The organism is Kitasatospora atroaurantiaca, assembly GCF_007828955.1.
Lineage (GTDB): Bacteria > Actinomycetota > Actinomycetes > Streptomycetales > Streptomycetaceae > Kitasatospora > Kitasatospora atroaurantiaca.
Window position 1 is genome coordinate 3,338,349 of the sequence record NZ_VIVR01000001.1, and the last position, 15,306, is coordinate 3,353,654.

Here is a 15,306-nt window from a genome sequence, read left to right on the forward strand (position 1 = left end):
GCACCGCCACCGACACAGCTACTGAGGAGAGAGAGCAGCATGCGCGACGCGTACCACGAGGAACTCGACTCGATCAGCGACGGCCTGGTCGAGATGGCCCGGCTGGTCGGTTCGGCCATGGGCCGGGCCACCACCGCGCTGCTCGACGCCGACCTGGCGCTGGCGGAGAGCGTGATCGCCGCGGACGACAAGGTCAACGCCCTGCACCACGACCTGGAGAACCGGGCGATCGACCTGCTGGCCCGCCAGCAGCCGGTCGCGACCGACCTGCGGATCGTGGTCACCTCGCTGCGGATGAGCGCCGACCTGGAGCGCTGTGGCGACCTGGCCCGGCACGTCGCCAAGGTGGCCAGACTGCGCTTCCCCGAGACCGCGGTGCCGAACGACCTGCACCCGATCGTCCTGGAGATGGGACAGCTCGCCCAGCGCCTGGTGTCCAAGGCCGGCCAGGTGATCGCCACCAAGGACGTGGACGCCGCGCTGGAGCTGGAGCGGGACGACGACGCGATCGACGCGCTGCACCGCGAGCTGTTCTCGCACCTGCTGGACGACCGCTGGCAGCACGGCATCGAGACGGCCGTGGACGTGACCCTGGTCGGCCGGTACTACGAGCGTTTCGCCGACCACGCGGTGTCGGTGGCCAAGCGCGTGGTGTTCCTGGTGACCGGTGAGCACGCGGGCGACTTTGTCGCCGCGGCGGAGTCCGCCTCGGCCGAGTAGGCGGGCGGCGGAGCGGGCTGGGGGTTCGGAGCGGGGTCGGGGGCGCACGAGGTGTCGTGCGCCCGCACCCGCGCGCCCGTTGACGCCCCGTCATCGGCGGGGCTTCACTCAAGGGGTAGGCACACCGACGTGTGCCCGGAACGAGGAGGGCCCAGCACCATGAAGGCAACCCTGACCCCGACCAACCCACCCGCGAGCGCCACCGAGCCACCCGCACCTGCGCTGCTGCCGATCCTCGCCGCAGGCTGCGGGTGCGGCCCCGGCTGCGGCTGTGGCTGCCAGGCCGGCGCGCCGTGCCAGTGCGGCGGCGCCAGCGGAGGCTGCTGCGGCGGCCACTGATCCACCGGCAACCGCCGTCGGCCGGGCGCCCCTGTTCCTGGCAGGGGCGCCCGGCCGACGGTTGTTTCCCGCCGGTCCGGCCGACCGGTCAGAAGGTCACGTCGATGCAGGAGTAGAAGGCGTTCCCGGTGTCGGCGATCTCCCAGACCGCAAGCACCAGCTGGTGCCCGCTCCGGCCGGCCGGGAGGGTCGCGGTGTGGCTGAGGGTGCTCGGCGGCCGGGCTCCGTTGTAGGGAACGGTGAGGAACGGCGTGGTGTCCAGGTTGCTGCGGGTCAGCTTGGTGGCGGCGTTGTAGCCGGGCTTGGTGAGGAAGTAGCGGAACGACGTGGTCGCGTGCCGCGCCGTGAACTTCCAGGTGAAGGTGAGCCTCTGACCTTCCGTCACCTTGGTGGCCGGCCAGTTCCCGCCGCGCGGGTCGTCGAGCTGGGCGAACCTGCTGTTCCCGCCGGCGCAGAGGGTGCCGTCGGCAGGGCCGAGCGCCGGGAAGCCCTTGGGGCCCTCGACGCTCTGCGGCTCCCACTGGATGTCGCCGCAGTCGGCGACCGTCCCGGCCGCACACAGGGCGGCGCGGCTCGGCGGGGTGGAGATCCAGCCGTGCGACTGGGCGGGAAGCGCGGTGGCGAGCGGGACGGCCAGGGCCGCCGCGACCGCCGCGAGGATACGACGCTTGCGCATGGTGCTCCTTCCGCCGCTCGCCCACGGGCGAGCGCATGGGGGGTGGTCGGAGTACGCAGAGCACGGGCCGGTGGGGGTTTCTTGGCGTGCCCGCGCCAGGTCCGGCCTCATACGCTAGGAGCGTCGGGTGCGCGCGTCAATGGTCTGAACCACTATGCGGGCCAAGCTAGTTGACACAGAAAAGGTCCCGCTCCCCCACGCGAGGGAGCGGGACCTCCAGGCTCTCGGAGCCTTACTTCTTGCCCTGATTCTTGACGGCCTCGATCGCGGCCGCGGCCGCCTCGGCGTCCAGGTAGCGGCCGCCCTTGGCGAGCGGCTTGAAGTCCGCGTCCAGCTCGTACACCAGCGGGATGCCGGTGGGGATGTTCAGGCCGGCGATGTCCTCGTCGGAGATGCCGTCCAGGTGCTTGACCAGGGCGCGCAGGCTGTTGCCGTGCGCGGTGACCAGGACGGTCTTGCCGGCGGCCAGGTCCGGGACGATCGCGTCGTACCAGTACGGCAGCATGCGGTCGACGACGTCCTTGAGGCACTCGGTGCGCGGACGCAGCTCGCTCGGGATGTCGGCGTAGCGGGCGTCACCGGCCTGCGAGTACTCGTTGTCGTCGGCGAGCACCGGCGGCGGGGTGTCGTACGAGCGGCGCCAGAGCTGGAACTGCTCCTCACCGAACTCGGCGAGGGTCTGGGCCTTGTCCTTGCCCTGCAGGGCGCCGTAGTGGCGCTCGTTCAGCCGCCAGCTGCGGCTGACCGGGATCCAGTGCCGGTCGGCCTTGTCCAGGGCGATCTGGGAGGTGCGGATCGCACGGCGCAGCAGGGAGGTGTGCACCACGTCGGGGAAGAGGCCCTCGGCGGCGAGCAGTTCGCCACCGCGTGCGGCTTCCTTCTCGCCCTTCTCGTTGAGGTCGACGTCGACCCAGCCGGTGAAGAGGTTCTTCTGGTTCCACTGGCTCTCGCCGTGACGGAGCAGGATGAGTCGGTAGGTCGTGTCAGCCATGGCCCACAGCTTAATCGAGGCGAATAACCGCTGGCCGGGCCGATAGGGCGTCGGTAATGTGTGCTCGTCATTTGAGCCTCTTACCGTCTCGCTGAGCGGTCTCCCCTGCCCCGCTCCGCGGACCTCTGCCACCCCGGAGCCCCCATGCCCGCGCCCGTCCGCGACCGCCTCCGCTCGACTCTCTCGGAGACGGTCGGCGGCCTCCCGCGTGAGTTCTGGTGGCTCTGGACCTCGACGCTGGTGAACCGGCTCGGGGGCTTCGTGGTCACTTTCCTGGCCCTCTATCTGACCGCCGACCGCGGCTACTCCGCCTCGTACGCGGGCCTGGTCGCGGCCCTTTTCGGCCTGGGGGCGGCCATTGCGGCCGTCGGTGCGGGCGTGCTGACCGACCGGATCGGGCGGCGACCGACGCTGGTGGCCGCCCAGCTGTCCACAGCCGTCTTCACCGCGGTGCTCGGCTTCACGGACGGGCCGGTGGCCATCGCCGCGGTCGCCTTCCTGGTCGGGCTGACGAACAACGCGTCCCGGCCCGCCATCTCCGCGATCATCGCGGACATCGTGCCGGCCGAGAACCGGGTACGGGCCTTCTCCCTGAACTACTGGGCGATCAACATCGGCTTCGGCGTCTCGGCGGCGGCCGCCGGGCTGATCGCCACCCACGGCTATCTGACGCTCTTCCTGCTGGACGCGCTGAGCACGCTGCTCTGCGCGGCAGTGGTCTTCGTCACGATCCCGGAGACCAAGCCGACCGGCAGCGCGCCCGGCGCGCCCGGCGTTCCCGAAGGGGACGAGCCCGAGGTCGGCCTGGGCACGGTCTTCCGGGACAGCCGCTTCATGGCCGTGGTCGCGCTCAATCTGCTGCTGGCCCTGGTCTACCAGCAGGGCAACACCACGCTGGCCGTCGACATGGGGCAGGCGGGCATCTCCGCCACCCAGTTCGGCCTCGTGGCCAGCGTGAACGGCGTGCTGATCGTGCTGCTCCAGCTGCCGCTGACCCGGCTGATGCAGCGGCGCAGCCGGACGTCGCTGCTGGTCGCGAGTGCCCTGCTGACCGGCTGGGGGTTCGGGCTGACCGCGCTGGCGGGCTCCTCCGCGCTCCTCTACGCCGTCACGGTGGCGGTCTGGACGATCGGCGAGATCATGAACGCGCCCACCATGATGGGCCTGATCGCCGAACTGTCGCCGACCCACGCACGCGGGCGGTACCAGGGCGTGTACTCGCTCTCCTGGTCGCTGGCGTCCTTCCTCGGCCCGGCGGCGGGCGGCTTCCTGCTGCAGTACGCCGGCGGAGGAGTCGTGTGGGGCGCCTGCGCGGTGTGCGGGACGGCGGCGGGTGCGGGATTCCTGCTGCTCGGGCGTCGGCCGGCAACGACGGAGCCCGTTGCCCCGGAGGATCGGGTGGCGGTGGAGTCCTGAGGCTGGAGTCCCGGGGCCGTGGAGTCCTGAGGCTAAGGCGCCTGGGGCCCGGGCCCGGCCAGGTGGCCGAAGGCTTCGAGGTTGCGGGTGGACTCGCCGCGCTTGGTGCGCCACTCCCACTCCCGGCGGATCGCCGAGGCGAAGCCGAGTTCGAGCAGGGTGTTGAAGGGCTCGTCGGCTCCCTCTAGCACGGTGCCGAGCAGCCGGTCGACGGCGTCGGGGGTCAGCGCCTCCAGCGGCAGGCGGCCCGCCAAATAGACGTCGCCGAGCGAGTCGATCGCGTACGCGACGCCGAACAGGCGGGTGTTGCGCTCCAGCAGCCAGCGGTAGACGCCCTCGTGGTTCTCGTCCGGGCGCCGGATCACGAAGGCGTTCACCGAGAGGGTGTGGTCGCCGACCCGTAGCGCGCAGTTGGTGGCGAGCTTTCGGGTGCCCGGCAGCGTCGCGACCAGCGTGTACGGGTCGGTCACGGCGGGCTCCCAGGCCACGCCGGCCTCGTCGAGCGCGCTGCGCAGGAGGCCGAGGGCGTCGTCCTTCGTACGGGTTGCCATGGGGGAGACGTTACTCGGCGGTAGTGCGGCTTCGCAGCCGGGCTACCGCGCGAGTCGTCCAGTCCTCATACGGTGACCGCGTCAGGCGAGCCTCAGCCGTGAGGCGCTCAGCCGGCCGACGGGCTGGTGGAGCGCGCCCGCGTACACGTCGGCCGTCGCGGCGGCGGCCGTGCCCCAGCCGAAGCCGGTAGCGTGCAGCGCCGCCGCCTCGCCCTGGCGGCGCACCAGGGTGGGCTCGGTGGCGTAGGGGTGCAGGGCGTGCGCCCAGTCGTACGGGTCGTGACCGTGGACCAGGGTGCCGGTGACACCGTCCCGGACGGCCACCGGGAGGCCGCCGACCGCTGCCGCGACCACCGGTGTGCCGCAGGCCTGCGCCTCCAGTGCCACCAGCCCGAACGACTCGCTGTACGAGGGCATGACCAGCGCCGTCGCGGCCCGGTACCACTCGGCGAGCTCTGCCTGGCCGACCGGCGGGTGGAAGCGGACCACGTCCGAGATGCCGAGCTGGGCGGAGAGCTTGTGCAGGCTCTCCGGCTTGGCCAGGCCGGTGCCGGAGGGGCCGCCCACGATCGGGACCACCAGCCGGTCGCGCAGGCCGGGCTCGCGCTCCAGCAGCACGGCGACGGCCCTGAGCAGCACGTCGGGCGCCTTGAGCGGCTGTATCCGGCCGGCGAAGAGCAGCACTGCGGCGTCCTGGGGCAGGCCGAGCCTCGCCCGGGCGGCCGCCTGGTCCCCCGGCCGGAAGACGTCGAGGTTGACGCCCGGGTGGACGACGGCGAGCTGATCCTGGCGCGCGGAGTAGTGGTGCGAGAGCTCGCCCGCCTCCTCGGCGGTGTTGGCGATCAGCCGGTCTGCGGCCTCGACCACCTGGCTCTCGCCGATCACCCGGGCGGCCGGCTCAGGGGTGTCGCCCTCGGCCAGTGCGGCGTTCTTGACCTTGGCCATGGTGTGCATGGTGTGCACCAGCGGGACGCCCCAGCGCTGGGCGGCCAGCCAGCCGACCTGGCCGGAGAGCCAGTAGTGCGAGTGGACCAGGTCGTAGTGGCCCGGGCGGTGCCCGGCCTCGGTGCGCAGCACTCCGTGCGTGAAGGCGCACAGCTGGGCCGGCAGGTCCTCCTTGAGCAGGCCCTCGTACGGCCCGGCCGTGACGTGGCGGACCAGCACACCGGGGGCGAGCTCGACCACGGGGGCGTCGTCGGAGGTGACGGCCCGGGTGAAGACCTCGACCTCGACGTTGAGCTCGGCCAGGCGCTTGGCGAGCTCGACGATGTAGACGTTCATACCGCCGGCGTCGCCCGTGCCCGGCTGGTGCAACGGGGAGGTGTGGACGCTCAGCATGGCGATCCGGCGGGGACGGCGGGCCCGGCCGCCGACGATGGCCTGCAGACGCCCGCGGGCGGGCGTGAGAGTGATCTGAGCACGGCGAGCCGTCCGTACGGGGTGCTGGGTCACCTGGCTGAAGCCTCCTCTTGCTCCCCGACTGCTGTGTTACGCCTTGCTTTGTTACGCCTTGCTGCGCCTGCCCCGCCGGAAGCACCGGCTCCGGATGGGCATTCGTCCAGTGTGACAACCCATGGGCCGGAGGCCGGTATTCCCGTCTCAGTGCATGAGATGAGGCGGTCCGGGCCACGTAGGCTGCGGGGCATGGCCGCCTCGTTCGACCCCTCACCTGCCCGCGGGCGGTCCGCCCGTCCGGTCGGAACGGTCACCCGCGGCACCACCAACACCAACCGGCTGCGCCGGATGGACCGCTGGATCGCGCACACCCTCGGTCCGGCTCTTCGCTCGCCCGAGCATGCGCCGGTGGCCGTGGACCTCGGCTACGGGGCCGCGCCGTGGACGGCGGTCGAACTGTCCACCCGGCTGCGCGAGGTGCGGGCGGACGTACGGGTGGTGGGTATCGAGATCGAGCCCGAGCGGGTCACGGCGGCGCTGCCGTACGCCGAACCGCCGCTGCTGACGTTCCGGCGCGGAGGATTCGAGGTGCCGCTGGACGGCGGGGCCGCGCCCCTGCTGATCAGGGCGGCGAACGTGCTGCGGCAGTACGAGGAGGCGGCGGTGGCCGCGGTCTGGGAGCGGCTCTGCGGGCGGCTGGCGCCGGACGGGCTGCTGGTCGAGGGCACCTGTGACGAGATCGGGCGACGGCACGTGTGGGTCGCGCTCGGCCCCGAGGGGCCGCGGACGGTGACCTTCGCGGCGCGGCTGGGCGGCCTTGGCCAGCCCTCCGACCTGGCGGAACGGCTGCCGAAGGCGCTCATCCACCACAACGTGCCGGGGCGGGCGGTGCACGCCTTCCTGACCGACTTCGACCGGGCCTGGTCGGCCGCGGCGCCGTACGGAGCGTTCGGGGCGCGGCAGCGGTGGGTGGCGGCGTGCACGGCGCTGGCGGCGAGTTGGCCGCTGGTCGACGCCAGGGGGCGCTGGCGTCAGGGTGAGGTCACGGTGCCGTGGAGTGCGCTCGCGCCGTAGGGCTCCCGGTGAGCGAGTCTCCAGATTCACTCGAACGAGTTATCGAATATCTCTGGCGCGTTGACGCCCCGTCACGCCACCATAGGGTCGGTCGCACGAACTGGACGGCACCTGAGCCACCGTCAGCTCCTCTGCCCCAGTGAGCGCTGCACCCGTTCGAACACCTCGTACGCCTCCGCACCGAACAGCACGAACCGGACCTCCTCGACACCCGCTCCTGTCGCACCAGCACCCTTCGCACCAGCACCCGCGCCGCCGGCCTCGGCGACGGTCGTGAGGGCGATCCGCGCCGCGTCCTCCAACGGCCACCCGTACACCCCTGTCGAGATCGCCGGGAACGCCACTGTCCGCGCCCCCAACTCGCCTGCCACGCGCAGGGATTCCCGATAACAGGAGGCCATCAGCTCAGCGCGCTGCTCGTACTCCTCCGCCAGGTAGACCGGCCCCACCGTGTGAACCACCCAACGGGCCGGCAGCCGGCCGGCCGTCGTGGCGACGGCCTGACCGGTCGGCAGGCCCTTGCCGTAACGCGAGGCGCGCAGCCTGCGGCAGTCCGCGAGGATCTCCGGGCCGCCCTTGCGGTGGATGGCACCATCCACCCCACCGCCGCCCAGAAGTGACGAATTGGCGGCGTTCACCACCACGTCCACCCGCTGCTCCGTGATGTCACCCTCGACCAGCGTGATCCGCGTCACCGAAACTGCGCTCCCGTCACATACCGTCCACCAGGCGCTCACCATAACCACCCGGCCCGCCGGGAGCGTGGCAAAAACCACACCGGCGCCGGTCAGTCAGAGAAATCCCCGGAGATCACGTTATGGTCGCGAGAAGCTCCCCGACACACGGGGCCAGGCGGGCACTGCGCGCGGACCTCGGCCGTTGCCCAGTCGGGGAAAGGAAGGATCGACCAATGCCCGCAACGGGAGACGGGCGGGCACCGGGTGCCGCGTACCGGCCCGGCGCTGCAGCCGGAGTGCTCGCCGACCGCGCCGTGAGCGCCGTCGGCCCCTCCGGCGACCGCACGTCCGAGTTCCCGGCCGACCGAACAGACCGCGCAGCCCGCTCCGTCCGGGAGGCCGCCGGGCGAAGCAGCACCGACCGGGCGGGCACGGAGTCCAGCCCGATACCGCACCCGAGGACGACCGCGAGCGGACGGGCCGTCCCTGCCGCCGAGACGCCGTTCCGCCTGCTGGTGATCGAGAACGACATCTCCGACGCCGCGTTGATCGAGCGCTTGGTCGCCGACAGCGGCGCCCCCGTCGAACTTCACTGGGCCGGCGGCATCGAACAGGCCGCCGCCCAGCTCTCCCCCGCACTGCCGGCCGCGCGACGGGGCCGCCCGCGCGGTGTCGACTTCAGCTGCGTGCTCCTCGACCTCGCGGCTCCGAGCGACCTGTCGCAGCCCGAATGGGGGCACCTCCCGGCCGCCCAGGCCGCTGGAGAATCCAACGGCGCCGGCGGCGCAGGCGGTTCCAACGGCGCCGACGGGCCGGACGGACTGGACGGGCTCCGCGAGCTGCTGCGCCGCGCCCCGCACACCGCCGTCGTGGTCCTCACCGACGCCGCCGGCGCCGAGCTCGGCGCAGCCGCCGTCGCCGCGGGCGCCCAGGACTTCCTGGTCAAGCACGAGACGGACGGGCCGCTGCTGGCCCGGGCCCTGCGCTACGCGGTCGAGCGCAAGCGGGCCGACGAGTCACAGCGCCGCCTGGTCGAGGCCGAACTCCGCGGCCAGGAGAACGCCCGCCTGCAGCGCCATCTGCTCCCCACCCCGCTCCTCGACGGTGCCGGGCTGGCCTTCACCCGCCGCTACCGCCCCGGCCGCCGCCGGGCGCTGCTCGGCGGAGACTTCTACGACGCCGTCCGGACCGACGACGGCACCGTGCACGTGGTGATCGGCGACGTCTGCGGCCACGGCCCCGACGAGGCCGCCCTCGGCGTGGCGCTGCGGATAGCGTGGCGCACCCTGGTCTTCGCCGGGCTCACCGGCCAGGCGCTGCTCACCACCCTGCAGCACGTTCTGGAGCACGAGCGGCGCAGCGACGAGATCTTCGCCACGCTCTGCATGCTCGTCCTCTCCTCCGACCCTGCAGGGGCTGCGGGACCTGCCGTCGAGGCCTCAGCCGTCGACGGTCCGGCGGCACCGGGAAGGAGGCCGGTCGAGTACGCCGAGGTCTACCTGGCCGGCCATCCGGCGCCGTTGCTGCTCCGGCCGGAGGGTCCGCCCGTCCTGATCCCCGCCGAGCAGGCCGGCCCGGCACTCGGGCTGCTCCCGTGTGACGACGGCCAGGCCGTCTGGCCGCCCCAGCGGCTGGAGCTCCAGCCGGGCTGGAGCCTGCTCCTCTACACGGACGGCCTGGTCGAAGGGCGGGTCGGCGCCGGGTCGCGCCGCCTCGGCCAGGACGGGCTGGTCGAACTGATCGGCGACCACCAGGCCACCGGCCTCACCCGGGGGCGGCTGGTGGACAGCGCCATCGCCGAGGTCGAGGAGCTGAACGGCGGTGCGCTGACGGACGACGTCGCCGTGCTGCTGCTGGAGCGCAATCCCGCTCCGCTCATCATGGGGTGAGCCCCGGGGCTCCACCCCGAATGCGCGACAGGAGCGGCACCCCTTTCGGGGATGCCGCTCCTGTCATCGCCGCTCGCGCTGAGCGCCAGCTGTCACCAGGGGCCGTACGGCCCCATGTTCCGCTTGTTGCCGCCGCCACGGCCGTCCGTCAGCTGCTTGATCGCGGGCCGGACGTCCACCATGTAGACGATCGCGGCCACCAGGCCGACCAGCGCCAGTATGCCGAAGACGCTCGCCCCGAGGAGAAGATCGAGCCCGAGCGCGAGCCCGAGGACGATCAGCCAGAACTGCTTCGTCTTCTTGTCCGCCGCCCGGTAGGCGTCCTCGCGGCGGGTCGCGGCGTCGACGAAGGCGAACAGCTTGAAGCCCACCATCGCCATGGCCAACCACCAGAGGGGGTTCAGGACGTCGAAGAGCAGGATCTGCACCACTGCTGTCTCCTTACTACGGCTTCGGCAACACGGTTGCCCCTCGTGGCACGGCCGACCACCGACACACCGGACAACGTACCGGCTTGTGCGGTTGTGCCCGGGCTACTTGGCAGCCGTGGGCCAGTTCGCGGCCGTGGACTACTTCGCGGCCGTGGGCTACTTCGCGGTCGTGGTCTTCCGCGCCCGCGTGGTCTTCTTCGCCGGCGCGGGAGAGGCCTCGGCAGCAGGCTCCCCGACGGCGGACTTCTCAGCAGCGGGCTCGTCCTCGATCGCCACGATCTCAACGATCTCCGCCTCCACGGCCTGCTCGGTGAAGACCGGAACCACGGAGACGTCGGCGGACGGCTCGTCCGCGCCGGAGGCCTTGTCCACGACCGCCTTGCCGCGCACGGCCAGCTCGTCGTAGACCTCCTTCGCCTTGACCGCGAGCTCAGCGGCCCGGCCCACCTGCTGCAGCGCGAAGCCCTGCGCCTTCTCCTGGAGCACCTTGAAGTCGGTCGGCAGCGTGGTGACCGACTCGGTCACCTTCGCCTGCGCCTCGACCAGGCGGGCCTGCGCCTCCTGCAGCCGGGCCGCGGCCTTCTCCTGGGTGCCCTTGCGGTCACCCGCGAGCGCCTCGACCTTGCCCGGCACCTCGCGCAGCTTCTCGTACGCGAGGTCACCGGCACCCGCGAGGGCGTACAGCGGGGTCGGGTCGCTGAGGGTCTTCTTGATCTCGTCGGTGATCGGCATGACCGGTCCTCCCTATGCGTCAACAGCCCGGCGACGGGCCTGTCGTGAGTCTGGCCGGTGCTCGCCCGGGCGGGCGGGCACCAGGTGTTCAGTCGTTGTCGGCAGGTGCGGCCGTCGTCCGGTCCGCCGACGCGCTCTCCTTGTTCTCCTTGAGGAACGCGTCGTACACCGCGAGCAGCGCCTGCTTCTGCTGCTCGTTGATCAGTGGATCAGCCAGGATCGAGGCCCGCAGTTCGAGCCCCTCGCCCCGCCGCTCCTCGAGAATCCCGGCCTGCACGTACAGCGTCTCGGCCGAGATCCGCAGCGCCTTCGCGATCTGCTGCAGGATCTCCGCGCTCGGCTTGCGCAGCCCGCGCTCGATCTGGCTCAGGTACGGGTTGGACACACCAGCGGCCTCCGCCAGCTGCCGCAGCGAGAACTGTGCATTCCGCCGCTGCTCGCGGATGTACTCGCCGAGCGAGCCGACGTTCAGTGAGGCCATATCAGCAGTCTGCACCAGGTCTGCTTGCAATTGCAAGCAGCTTGCTAGCAGCAGCAACCGCGTGTCGGCGGGCAGCCACCCGTGACCGGACCTGCCACCAACGGTTGATCAGGGCAGCACCCCTACCCACGGAGGCCCCGATGCGCACCGCCATCCGAATCGCCCTCACCGGCGCCCTGCTCGCCACCGCCGCGCTGGCGGCCACCACGACGGCTGCTGCGGCCGACACCCCCGCAGACCCGGCCCCCTCCCGCCAGGACCACACCTACAGCATCCCCGTCGGGGCCATCACCGACCTCGGGGACCTCACCAAGATCGGAAACCTGGGACACGACCTCGCCGGACTCCTCGGCCACTGACCCCGGCCCTGCCGTCACCACCGGGCGCAGCCCTGACCGGTCAGGACGGAGCTCCACCGGTCAGTCGGCCGGCCCGGTCAGTCGGCCGGCCCGGCCGGTCTCCGATAGGCGGGCGCCAGCAGGACGGCAAGGTCTCGCCCGCCGATCCGGATACCGGCGGGGCCGAGTTCATCGAGTGCCGTGGCGGAGGCCGGCGCCGCGGCGGCAGCCGGGTCGGCCTGGAGAGTGAACTCACCGTCCCAGAAGTCCTCCAGGCGGTCGGCGAGCGGTCGTTCGTCGGTCATGGGGTTCACTCTCCCTCGTCCTCCCCGACCGCGTCGGCCGAGAGCGCCACCAGCTCCCGCAGTGAATCGCCGGTGAGCTCGCCGAGCCACTGCTCACCCTCCCCCACGACGGCCTCCGCGAGCGCCCGCTTCGACTCGATCAGCTGCGCGATCCGTTCCTCCACGGTGCCGACGCACACGAATCGCCGCACCTGGACGTCCCGACGCTGCCCGATCCGGAAGGCGCGGTCGGTGGCCTGGTCCTCGACGGCCGGGTTCCACCAACGGTCCAGGTGGATCACCTGGTTGGCCGCGGTGAGGTTGAGCCCGGTGCCGCCTGCCTTGAGCGAGAGCAGGAAGACCCGGGGGCCGCCGGGCGCCTGGAAGCGGGCCACCAACTCCTCGCGCCGGCGCTTCGGCACGCCCCCGTGCAGGTAGAGCACCTCCTCCCCGAGCCGCTCGGTCAGGTGAGGTTGGAGCATCGCACCGAACTCGGCGTACTGGGTGAAGACCAAGGTCCGGTCGCCCTCCGCCAGCGCCTCCGCCAGGATCTCCTCCAGGCGGGCGACCTTGCCCGAACGGTCCGCCAACTCCGAGCGGTCGTGAAGCAGTTGGGCGGGATGGTTGCACACCTGCTTGAGCTTGCCGATCGCGGCCAGCACCGTCCCCTTGCGTTCGACCCCGCGGATGCCCTGGACGCGCTGGAGCAGATCGGCCACCACGGCCTGGTAGAGACCGGCCTGCTCGGCGGTGAGGTTGCACCAGACGGTGATCTCCTGCTTGGCGGGCAACTCGGCCGCGATCGCCGGATCGCTCTTCAGTCGCCGCAGGATGAACGGGCCGGTGAGCCTGCGGAGTCGGGAGGTCGCCGAGGAGCTCCCGTTCTGCTCCACCGGGATGCCGTAGCGCTCCTTGAAGGACTCCGCCGAGCCGAAGAGCCCGGGGTTGGCGAAGTCCAGGACGGCATGCAGCTCGGAGAGGCGGTTCTCGACGGGGGTGCCGGTGAGGGCGATGCGGTGGGTGGCGGGGAGTGAACGGACGGCCCTCGACTGGGCGGTGGCGGTGTTCTTGATGAACTGCGCCTCGTCGGCGATCACCCGCCGCCAGGAGATCCGGCGCAGCTCCTCGACGTCCCGCTGGACCAGCCCGTAGGTCGTGATCACCAGATCGGCGCCGTCGGCCAGCGGCTCGCGCTCCGCGCCGTGGTGGACGTGCACCCGCAGCATCGGGGCGAACCTCTCCGCCTCCCGCTGCCAGTTGCCGACCAGCGACATCGGGCAGACCAGCAGGGTGGGCCCGCCTTCAGCCTGGCCGGCAGCAGCCGCGGCCTGTTCCGCGGCGATCAGGGCGAGCGCCTGTACGGTCTTGCCCAGGCCCATGTCATCCGCCAGCACGGCGCCGAGGCCGAGCCGGGAGAGGGCGTGCAGCCAGGCCAACCCCCCCTCCTGGTACGGGCGCAGGGTGGTCCCGAAGCCCTCGGGCAGGGCAGGCGGCGGGGTACGTTCGCCCGCCCGGCCCGCCAGCAGGTCACCGAGCGGGCCGGCCGCGCTCACGCCTCTGACGGGCAGGCCGGCGACGCGCGCACCGGGGTCGAGCGCTAGGCGCAGCACGTCCGTCGTCGGCATCGACCCGGTGCCCTGACGGGCCAGGAAGGCCAGTGCGGCGGCGATCTGCGCGGCGTCCACCTCGACCCACCGGCCGCGCAGCCGGACCAGTCCCTGCTGGGCGGCGCCGAGGTCGGCCAGTTCCTGCAGAGTGAGCGTCAGCTCGCCCAGTGCGGCCTGCCAGTGGAAGGCCACGATCGCATCCCGGTCGACCTGAGCGGCCCGTTCGACCGCACCGGGGGCGGGCGTGCGGGCGACCGTCAGCGCAAGGCCGAGACGCGGCCGGCGCTGCCACCAGGCGGGGAGCAGCACGCCGAAGCCCGCTTCGGCGAGGGCCGGCGCGGCCTCCCGGAGGAAGGAGAGCGCTCCGGCGCGGTCGAGGTCGAGGCCGGCGGGGTGGGAGCTGCGGAGGGCGGGCCTCAGTTCGGGGCGGCGCAGGGCGGCGCGGGCCAGTTCGGCGGTGTACCACTCGATGGGGTCTCCGGCTTTGCGGCTGAGCGCGGCGAGTGCCGCGCCGCCCGCCCAGAGGTCTTCGGCGGCGACCAGGAGGGACGGCTGGTCGACGGCCTGGAGCAGGAAGTCCAGGCGCCAGCCGTCGTCGGACACCCCGCCCTCGGGGTCGTCTGCGGAGGGACCGAGCGGCTCGGAGAGCCGGAAGCAGAGCCGGAGCGGGCTGTCGGGATCGGGTGCGCCGGCGTACCAGGCAGCGAGCTGCTCCTGGAGTTCGGTGAGGGCCCCGATCGAGGCATGGCCGGTCGCTACCCGCCCGTCGGCTGAGTGGAGGGCTGCCAGCCAGGCCTCGGCGGCGTTCGCCGGCTCCGTACGCAGGGGTGACGGCGTGCCGTCGAGAGCGGTGCGGGTCTCGCAGTCGACCAGGACGTCCAGCAGCTCGGCGAGCAGGGCGTCCGCACTACGGGCGCCCGCCCCCGGCCGTTGCTCGGCGCGGCAGACCGGCGGGCAGCCGGCGGCGAGCGCCGCGGCCTCCCGGCGGGCGGCCGGGTCCGGCGCGGGCTGCCAGCGGGCGTACGGGACGCCGTCCTCGTCCCGCACCACGGGCAGCACCCGCCCCTGGTCGACGAGCCGCCAGGCGAGGTCGTGGACGGCGGTCAGCCAGCGCAGCGAGGCGCCGTAAGCGACCTCGGCGGGGCCGGTGCCGGGGAGCTCGACGGTGGCCACCGACCAGTGCGGGTCGAAGAGTTCACCGAGCAGTTGGGCGGCCTCGGCCGGGGCGAAGAGCAGCACGGGCACCCGCCAGGGGGCGAGCGCGACACCCCGGCCGGTCGCGCCAACGGGCAGTTGCGGGGACGGCGCCGGCGCTGCGTCGCGACTGGGGAGCACCAGGGTGCTCCACCGCTCGGGCGCCTGCTCCGCCAGCCAGCCGAGGCCGGGGCCGATCCCGGCCAGCAGACGCGCGACGATACCGGCACTGCAGGCGTACGGGTGCGCAGCCGCCCGGCCCTCGGGGCGCGCGCCGGGCGCGCGGGCGGTGCCGTACGCCTGCGCGTCCTCGGCCCACAGCGCCAGGCGGCCGTCGGCCCGCCAGAGGGCGTGCAGGGCGTACATGAGGTGGGCCTCCCGGAGCGCGGTGCCTGAGCGGCGCCGACTCGATTCACCCTATCGAGGGCGCTGATTGAGGAACGAACCTGACCTAATTGCTGGATAGCGTCGGTCGTACCGAAGCGGGAAACCCCAACGAGAGGTGACTGAC

16 protein-coding genes are annotated in these 15,306 nt (G+C 72.5%); 6 read left to right on the forward strand and 10 right to left on the reverse strand.

All coding sequences use genetic code 11. The annotated features are described in order from the left end of the window. The first annotated feature begins 39 nt into the window (after positions 1-39). Both phoU and FB465_RS15380 read left to right on the forward strand, forming a co-directional pair. On the forward strand, positions 40-720 hold the full coding sequence (gene phoU, locus FB465_RS15375; RefSeq protein WP_145791181.1) for a phosphate signaling complex protein PhoU: 681 nt from the start codon (positions 40-42) through the stop codon (positions 718-720). A 159-nt stretch (positions 721-879) separates the two neighbouring features. Next, entirely contained in the window at positions 880-1,059 is a 180-nt protein-coding gene (locus FB465_RS15380; protein ID WP_145791183.1) for a hypothetical protein, read from the forward strand. Between the two features lie 88 nt (positions 1,060-1,147). Here FB465_RS15380 and FB465_RS15385 read toward each other — a convergent pair whose 3' ends face one another. Both FB465_RS15385 and FB465_RS15390 read right to left on the reverse strand, forming a co-directional pair. After that, a complete protein-coding gene (locus FB465_RS15385; protein ID WP_145791184.1) occupies positions 1,148-1,735 on the reverse strand; it encodes a lytic polysaccharide monooxygenase auxiliary activity family 9 protein in 588 nt (195 codons plus the stop codon). 232 nt (positions 1,736-1,967) lie between these two features. Beyond that, complete coding sequence (locus FB465_RS15390) at positions 1,968-2,726, reverse strand: phosphoglyceromutase (protein ID WP_145791186.1); 759 nt, start codon at positions 2,724-2,726, stop codon at positions 1,968-1,970. Positions 2,727-2,870: 144 nt separating this feature from the next. Here FB465_RS15390 and FB465_RS15395 point away from each other — a divergent pair, with 144 nt between their 5' ends. After that, complete coding sequence (locus FB465_RS15395) at positions 2,871-4,142, forward strand: MDR family MFS transporter (protein WP_145791187.1); 1,272 nt, start codon at positions 2,871-2,873, stop codon at positions 4,140-4,142. A 32-nt stretch (positions 4,143-4,174) separates the two neighbouring features. Here the strand turns inward: FB465_RS15395 and FB465_RS15400 are convergent, their stop codons facing one another. Together FB465_RS15400 and mshA are read right to left on the reverse strand one after the other, a co-directional pair. Continuing rightward, the gene (locus FB465_RS15400) at positions 4,175-4,693 is read right to left on the reverse strand and encodes a type III secretion system chaperone family protein (protein WP_145791189.1); all 519 of its coding nucleotides are present in this window, start codon (positions 4,691-4,693) and stop codon (positions 4,175-4,177) included. An 81-nt stretch (positions 4,694-4,774) separates the two neighbouring features. Beyond that, positions 4,775-6,145, reverse strand: coding sequence for a D-inositol-3-phosphate glycosyltransferase (mshA, locus tag FB465_RS15405; RefSeq protein ID WP_425461179.1), 1,371 nt, complete (start codon positions 6,143-6,145; stop codon positions 4,775-4,777). A 192-nt stretch (positions 6,146-6,337) separates the two neighbouring features. On the opposite strand from mshA, the gene FB465_RS15410 reads away from it, so the two are divergent. Then, positions 6,338-7,162, forward strand: coding sequence for a class I SAM-dependent methyltransferase (locus FB465_RS15410; protein WP_145791191.1), 825 nt, complete (start codon positions 6,338-6,340; stop codon positions 7,160-7,162). Positions 7,163-7,284: 122 nt separating this feature from the next. On the opposite strand, the gene FB465_RS15415 is transcribed toward FB465_RS15410, so the two are convergent. Continuing rightward, the gene (locus FB465_RS15415; protein WP_145791193.1) at positions 7,285-7,857 is read right to left on the reverse strand and encodes an O-acetyl-ADP-ribose deacetylase; all 573 of its coding nucleotides are present in this window, start codon (positions 7,855-7,857) and stop codon (positions 7,285-7,287) included. Positions 7,858-8,072: 215 nt separating this feature from the next. Between FB465_RS15415 and FB465_RS15420 the strand changes: the two genes are divergently transcribed. Then, on the forward strand, positions 8,073-9,728 hold the full coding sequence (locus FB465_RS15420; protein ID WP_145791195.1) for a PP2C family protein-serine/threonine phosphatase: 1,656 nt from the start codon (positions 8,073-8,075) through the stop codon (positions 9,726-9,728). Positions 9,729-9,820: 92 nt separating this feature from the next. Here FB465_RS15420 and FB465_RS15425 read toward each other — a convergent pair whose 3' ends face one another. From FB465_RS15425 to FB465_RS15435, 3 genes are all read right to left on the reverse strand, one after another. Continuing rightward, a complete protein-coding gene (locus FB465_RS15425) occupies positions 9,821-10,150 on the reverse strand; it encodes a DUF2516 family protein (RefSeq protein WP_425461249.1) in 330 nt (109 codons plus the stop codon). 165 nt (positions 10,151-10,315) lie between these two features. Beyond that, positions 10,316-10,891 carry a hypothetical protein gene (locus FB465_RS15430; RefSeq protein WP_145791196.1) on the reverse strand — a complete coding sequence of 192 codons (576 nt, stop codon included), beginning with the start codon at positions 10,889-10,891 and terminating at the stop codon, positions 10,316-10,318. 88 nt (positions 10,892-10,979) lie between these two features. Beyond that, positions 10,980-11,372, reverse strand: coding sequence for a helix-turn-helix domain-containing protein (locus FB465_RS15435; RefSeq protein ID WP_145791198.1), 393 nt, complete (start codon positions 11,370-11,372; stop codon positions 10,980-10,982). A 140-nt stretch (positions 11,373-11,512) separates the two neighbouring features. Between FB465_RS15435 and FB465_RS15440 the strand changes: the two genes are divergently transcribed. Continuing rightward, positions 11,513-11,731, forward strand: a complete 219-nt coding sequence (locus FB465_RS15440) for a hypothetical protein (RefSeq protein WP_145791200.1) — start codon at positions 11,513-11,515, stop codon at positions 11,729-11,731. 77 nt (positions 11,732-11,808) lie between these two features. Here the strand turns inward: FB465_RS15440 and FB465_RS15445 are convergent, their stop codons facing one another. Together FB465_RS15445 and FB465_RS15450 are read right to left on the reverse strand one after the other, a co-directional pair. After that, positions 11,809-12,015 (reverse strand): hypothetical protein, encoded by a 207-nt coding sequence (locus FB465_RS15445; RefSeq protein ID WP_145791202.1) that lies wholly within the window; start codon positions 12,013-12,015, stop codon positions 11,809-11,811. 5 nt (positions 12,016-12,020) lie between these two features. Then, positions 12,021-15,161, reverse strand: a complete 3,141-nt coding sequence (locus FB465_RS15450; RefSeq protein WP_145791204.1) for a DEAD/DEAH box helicase — start codon at positions 15,159-15,161, stop codon at positions 12,021-12,023. Positions 15,162-15,306: the final 145 nt, after the last annotated feature.

What these genes read in the sequence shown, in the direction of transcription:
- FB465_RS15430 (WP_145791196.1), bottom strand. Translation starts at nt 10,891, where the DNA reads ATGCCGATCACCGACGAGATCAAGAAGACCCTCAGCGACCCGACCCCG.
- FB465_RS15390 (WP_145791186.1), bottom strand. Translation starts at nt 2,726, where the DNA reads ATGGCTGACACGACCTACCGACTCATCCTGCTCCGTCACGGCGAGAGC.
- FB465_RS15380 (WP_145791183.1), top strand. Translation starts at nt 880, where the DNA reads ATGAAGGCAACCCTGACCCCGACCAACCCACCCGCGAGCGCCACCGAG.
- FB465_RS15450 (WP_145791204.1), bottom strand. Translation starts at nt 15,161, where the DNA reads ATGTACGCCCTGCACGCCCTCTGGCGGGCCGACGGCCGCCTGGCGCTG.
- FB465_RS15440 (WP_145791200.1), top strand. Translation starts at nt 11,513, where the DNA reads ATGCGCACCGCCATCCGAATCGCCCTCACCGGCGCCCTGCTCGCCACC.
- FB465_RS15420 (WP_145791195.1), top strand. Translation starts at nt 8,073, where the DNA reads ATGCCCGCAACGGGAGACGGGCGGGCACCGGGTGCCGCGTACCGGCCC.
- FB465_RS15400 (WP_145791189.1), bottom strand. Translation starts at nt 4,693, where the DNA reads ATGGCAACCCGTACGAAGGACGACGCCCTCGGCCTCCTGCGCAGCGCG.
- FB465_RS15395 (WP_145791187.1), top strand. Translation starts at nt 2,871, where the DNA reads ATGCCCGCGCCCGTCCGCGACCGCCTCCGCTCGACTCTCTCGGAGACG.
- phoU (WP_145791181.1), top strand. Translation starts at nt 40, where the DNA reads ATGCGCGACGCGTACCACGAGGAACTCGACTCGATCAGCGACGGCCTG.
- FB465_RS15445 (WP_145791202.1), bottom strand. Translation starts at nt 12,015, where the DNA reads ATGACCGACGAACGACCGCTCGCCGACCGCCTGGAGGACTTCTGGGAC.
- FB465_RS15410 (WP_145791191.1), top strand. Translation starts at nt 6,338, where the DNA reads ATGGCCGCCTCGTTCGACCCCTCACCTGCCCGCGGGCGGTCCGCCCGT.
- FB465_RS15385 (WP_145791184.1), bottom strand. Translation starts at nt 1,735, where the DNA reads ATGCGCAAGCGTCGTATCCTCGCGGCGGTCGCGGCGGCCCTGGCCGTC.
- FB465_RS15435 (WP_145791198.1), bottom strand. Translation starts at nt 11,372, where the DNA reads ATGGCCTCACTGAACGTCGGCTCGCTCGGCGAGTACATCCGCGAGCAG.